The organism is Kitasatospora sp. NPDC001159, assembly GCF_053598235.1.
Map to the genome: position 1 here is coordinate 1 of NZ_JBSFJV010000209.1, position 4,949 is coordinate 4,949.

Sequence of the window (4,949 nt, forward strand, 5' to 3'; positions counted from 1 at the left end):
GTCGACGAACTCCACGGCCCCACCGCCGACACCGTCCTGGACCGCATGCGCCGCTTCGACGCCAAGGGCCGCACCAGCTGACCCGGCGACAGCCCGCAGCCCGCTTCACCGAACCTTCCCAGGACACCTCATGTATCGCACCGCTTTGCGCAACGTGCTGGCCCACAAGGGCCGGCTACTGATGACGGCACTGGCCGTCATGCTCGGTACCGCCTTCGTCGCGGGCACCATGGTCTTCTCCGACACCTTCGGCAAGGCCCTGCGGGACAGCAACTCCAAGAGCTACTCGGACATCGCCGTCCAGGTCGTGGACCGCGCGGCCGGCTCCGCCGCCTCCGCCAAGCAGAAGAGCGAGAGCGGCTCCGCCACGCTCACCGACGCCACCGTCCAGCAGCTGGCCACCCTGCCCGACGCGGCGGGCGCCCGCGGCGTGGTCAGCGGCTTCACCGGGGTCGCCGACCACAAGGGCAACCTGATCGGCGAGGTCTGGGCCGCCAAGGGCGCCAACTTCGCCCCGGGCCAGGACGGCAAGGACCCGCGCTACCCGATGGCCGAGGGGCAGGGCCCGAAGAACGCCAAGGAGATCGCGCTCGACCGCAAGACCGCCGACCGGGGCGGCTACAAGGTCGGCGACACCGTGCGGGTGGCCGCCAACGGGCCGGTGATCGAGGCGAAGCTCACCGGCGTCTTCACCACCGACGACCCGGTGGTGAACACGGGCGGCACGCTCACCCTGTTCGACAAGGCCACCGCCCAGCAGACGCTGCTGGAGCCGGGCCGCTACAGCAGCATCGTGCTCACCGCCAAGCCCGGCACCTCCGAGGACGCGCTGCTCGCCCAGGTCCAGCCCAAGGTGCCGTCCGGCCACCAGTTCGACATCGAGACCGGCGCCAAGCTGCAGGCGGACGAGCAGGCGCAGATCACCGAGGGCACCAACAGCATGCGCACCATGCTGCTGGTCTTCGCCTTCATCTCGCTGTTCGTCGGCATCTTCATCATCGCCAACACCTTCACCATGCTGGTCGCCCAGCGCACCAAGGAACTCGCGCTGCTGCGGGCGATCGGCGCGAGCCGCAAGCAGGTCACCCGCTCCGTACTGATCGAGGCCCTGCTGATCGGCACCGTCTCCGCGGTGGCCGGTCTGCTGGCCGGCATCGGGATCGGCGCCGGGATGCAGTCCCTGATCGGCTCGCTGAACGAGAACATGCCGAGCGGCGCGCTGGTGATCAAGCCGCTCACCGTCGTGGTGACCGTCGTGGTCGGCGTCGTGGTGACGGTCCTGTCGGCCCTGCTGCCGGCCCTGCGCGCCGCCCGGATCGCGCCGGTGGCCGCGATGAGCAGCGGCGACCAGCCGACCACCCAGAAGAGCCTGGTGGTCCGCAACACCATCGGCGCGGTACTCGCCGCCGGCGGCCTCGCGCTGATCGGCTACGGCGCCTCCACCGGCAACGACAGCGGCCGGACGCCGGTCGCCGCGGGTGCCTTCCTGGCGCTGATCGGTGTGTTCGTCCTGCTGCCGCTGCTGTCCCGCCCGGTGGTCGCGCTGGTCGGCCCGCTGCTGCGGGCGCTGGGCGGCACCCCGGGCAAGCTGGCCCAGCAGAACGCGGTGCGCAACCCGCGCCGCACCGCGGCCACCGCCGCCGCGCTCACCATCGGCCTCACCCTGGTCGCCGGTCTCACCGTGATCGGCACCTCGGTCGGCGACACCGTCGACCGGGCCGTCACCAAGTCGATGAAGTCCGACTACATCGTCTCGGCCGCCAACGGCATGAACCTCTCCGAGCAGGTGCCGGCCCAGATCGCCAAGGCCCCCGGGGTCGCGGCCTCCTCGCCGATGACCGCCGCCTACTGGCAGCTCGACGGCACCTCCAAGTCGATCACCGGTCTGAACGCCGACGCCTTCGACCAGATCGCCGCGATCAAGCTGACCAGCGGTTCCACCGCCGCGCTCGGCAAGGGCCAGCTGCTGGTGGACCAGGACGTCGCCACCAAGTTCAACGTCACCACCGGGTCCACGATGACGGCGTCCTTCCCGGACGGCTCCACCGGTCAACTCACCGTCGGCGGAGTGTACGAGAAGGGCGGCATTCTCGGCCCGGTCCTGCTGGCCAACAGCGAGATCGCCAAGCACGAGGCGAAACCGTACATCGCCGACGTCCTGGTCAAGGGCAAGAACGGCGCCACCGCCGAGCTCAAGCAGTCGCTCAAGGACGCCACCGGCACCAACCCGGTGATCGAGGTCAAGTCCAAGCAGGACGTCCGGGACGGCTTCAGCCAGGTCATCACCTTCGCGCTGAACCTGATGTACGGCCTGCTGGGGATGGCGGTCCTGATCGCGGTCCTGGGTGTGATCAACACGCTGGCGATGTCGGTCTTCGAGCGCAAGCGCGAGATCGGGATGCTGCGGGCGATCGGCCTGGACCGCCGCGGCATCAAGCGGATGGTCCGACTGGAGTCGGTGGTGATCTCGCTGTTCGGCGCCGGTGTCGGCCTGCTGCTCGGCTGCTTCATCGCCTGGGCGATCAACGGGACGCTGAAGTCCAGCGTGGCCGGGCTGACCACCGTCCTGCCGTACGGCCAGCTGGCGATGTTCCTGGCGCTGGCCGGGCTGGTCGGCCTGGTGGCCGCGATCTGGCCGGCCCGCCGGGCGTCCAAGCTGGACATCCTGTCGAGCATCAAAACCGACTGACGGTCCGACCCCGCCGAAGGGGCGCGCCGGTGCCGAAAGGGAGAAGCGACCAGCGAGGCACGAGCGCCGAAGCGCCGACCGTCGACACCGGGTCAGAGCGCCCCGGAGGCGAGCGGGGGAGTAACGGCCCCCGAGCCGAAGGGGCGCGCCGGTGCCGAAAGGCCAGCGAGGCACGAGCGCCGGAGCACCGACCGTCGGCACCGGGTCAGAGCGCCCCGGAGGCGAGCGGGGGAGTAACAGCGAGAGCCCCTGCCGGAGGGTTTCGGCAGGGGCTCCACTACTGCTGTACTCCGCCCGGTCACACGGCCGGCTGAGCACCACGGAGGTCGTGGTCCGGCGTCACTGCCGGGCGGAGGGCCTCCGACTCATACCCCGGCGCTCCCACACCGGGGTCCAGTCGCTTACTTGCTGGCGAGCTCCTTGTCGGCGGCCGGCTTGGCGGCCTCGACGGCGGGCTTGGTGGGCGGCGTGACCTCCTGGATCGGCAGCTGCGGCCGCTCCATCTGGGACAGGCCGACCATCTCGCGCTTCAGGAACATCGCGAGGGTCCAGTCGGTGAAGACGCGCACCTTGCGGTTGAAGGTCGGGACCATCGCACCGTGGTAGGCACGGTGGAACCACCAGGCCAGGCGGCCCTTCAGCTTGACCTTGCCGAACAGGATGGCGACACCCTTGTGCAGGCCGAGACCGGCGACCGCACCCAGGTTCTTGTGCTTGTACTCCTTCTGCGGGAAGCCCCGCATGCCGGAGATCACGTTGTCGCCGAGGACGACGGCCTGACGGCAGGCGTGCTGCGCGTTCGGCGGGCACCAGGCACCCTCGCCAGCGGCGAGGTCCGGCACCTGGGCGTTGTCGCCGGCGGACCAGACGTAGTCGAAGCCCTGAACCTGCAGGGTCGGCGCGGTGTCGACGTGGCCGCGCGGGCCCAGCGGCAGGCCGAAGTTGGCCAGCACCGGGTTCGGCTTGACGCCCGCCGTCCACACGATGGTGGAGGCGTCCATCTCCATGCCGTTCTTCAGCATGACGTGGCCGTCGATGCAGGAGTCCATCGAGGTCTCGATGTAGACCTCGATCTTCCGCTCCTCCAGCTTCTCCTTGGTCCACAGACCCAGGTCCGGGCCGACCTCGGGGAGGATGCGGTTGGCCGCCTCGACCATGACGAAGCGCATGTCGTCACGGCTGACGGTCTTGTACAGCTTCGACGCGTCGCGCGCCATGTCCTCGATCTCGGCGATCGTCTCGACGCCGGCGAAGCCACCGCCGATGACGACGAAGGTCAGCGCCTTGCGGCGGACCTCCTCGTCCGTGGTGGACTCGGCCTTGTCGAGCTGGGCCATGACGTGGTTGCGGAGGCCGATGGCCTCCTCGACCGTCTTCATGCCGATGCCGTTCTCCGCCAGACCCGGGATCGGGAAGGTGCGGGAGACCGAGCCGGTCGCGACGACCAGGTACTCGAAGGGCAGCTCGTAGCTGTCGCCGGCCGCGGGCTGGATCGTGGCGACCTTGCGGGCGTGGTCGATACCGGTGACAGAACCGGTCAGCACCTCCGCCTTCTTGAGGGCGCTGCGCAGCGGCGCGACGAGGTTGCGGGGCGCGACGTTGCCGCCGGCCGCCTCGGGGAGGAAGGGCAGGTACGTCATGTACGACCGCGGGTCCACGACCGTGACGGTCGCTTCGCCGTAGCGCATCTTCTTGAGGATGCGCATCGCGGCATACAGGCCGACGTAACCACCGCCGACAATGAGGATGCGAGGACGCTCCGTGGTGCTCATATCCGAAAGTATCCAGCACCGTCCGGAGCAGCCTTCGTGAGCCCGGTCACAAGCTCATGGACACCCCGTGCTACACTCCGCGCCCACAAAAACGGCCCCGGTATGCCGGCTCACAGGGCCCAACGACCCCTTGTGCGCGAGCGCCGGAGCACCACCCTGCTGAGCAGCAACGATCCGCACTACACCCGGGTTCCCGTGCGTGATTTCGATTTTCAAACCTCAAACGAGGCCTGACCTGCGATCCAGCGGGCCCGATCACGGGCAGGCCTTCGGTCTCACAATTCGGGCGTAGCGGGCCCCAGGGCGCGACGAATGACCGGGTCGCCATGTGAAGAAATTCACGAACATTTCCGCCCGCGTCCGGGCGCGCCCCGGCTCCGGCGCCCCGGAGGGGCTGTGCGCGCGGGCCAACTCGTGTACCCGACCGGTCAGTTCGGCGTCCAGCTGGAAGAACTCAGAGGCCCCGTTGTGGGTCTGCACCGCCGGGC

2 protein-coding genes and 1 pseudogene are annotated in these 4,949 nt (G+C 69.4%); 2 read left to right on the top strand and 1 reads right to left on the bottom strand.

Features of this window, described 5'->3' with window-relative positions; genetic code table 11:
* Both ACWC9T_RS40745 and ACWC9T_RS40750 read left to right on the top strand, forming a co-directional pair.
* Positions 1–81, top strand: a pseudogene (locus tag ACWC9T_RS40745) (ABC transporter ATP-binding protein); the annotation flags it as partial.
* A gap of 49 nt (positions 82–130) precedes the next feature.
* Positions 131–2,689, top strand: coding sequence for an ABC transporter permease (locus ACWC9T_RS40750; RefSeq protein WP_449826068.1), 2,559 nt, complete (start codon positions 131–133; stop codon positions 2,687–2,689).
* Positions 2,690–3,090: 401 nt separating this feature from the next.
* Here ACWC9T_RS40750 and ACWC9T_RS40755 read toward each other — a convergent pair whose 3' ends face one another.
* A complete protein-coding gene (locus tag ACWC9T_RS40755; protein ID WP_449826069.1) occupies positions 3,091–4,461 on the bottom strand; it encodes an NAD(P)/FAD-dependent oxidoreductase in 1,371 nt (456 codons plus the stop codon).
* Positions 4,462–4,949: the final 488 nt, after the last annotated feature.

Bases quoted from the DNA above. Each gene is read 5' to 3' on its own strand.
- ACWC9T_RS40750 (WP_449826068.1), top strand. From the start codon at position 131: ATGTATCGCACCGCTTTGCGCAACGTGCTGGCCCACAAGGGCCGGCTA.
- ACWC9T_RS40755 (WP_449826069.1), bottom strand. From the start codon at position 4,461: ATGAGCACCACGGAGCGTCCTCGCATCCTCATTGTCGGCGGTGGTTAC.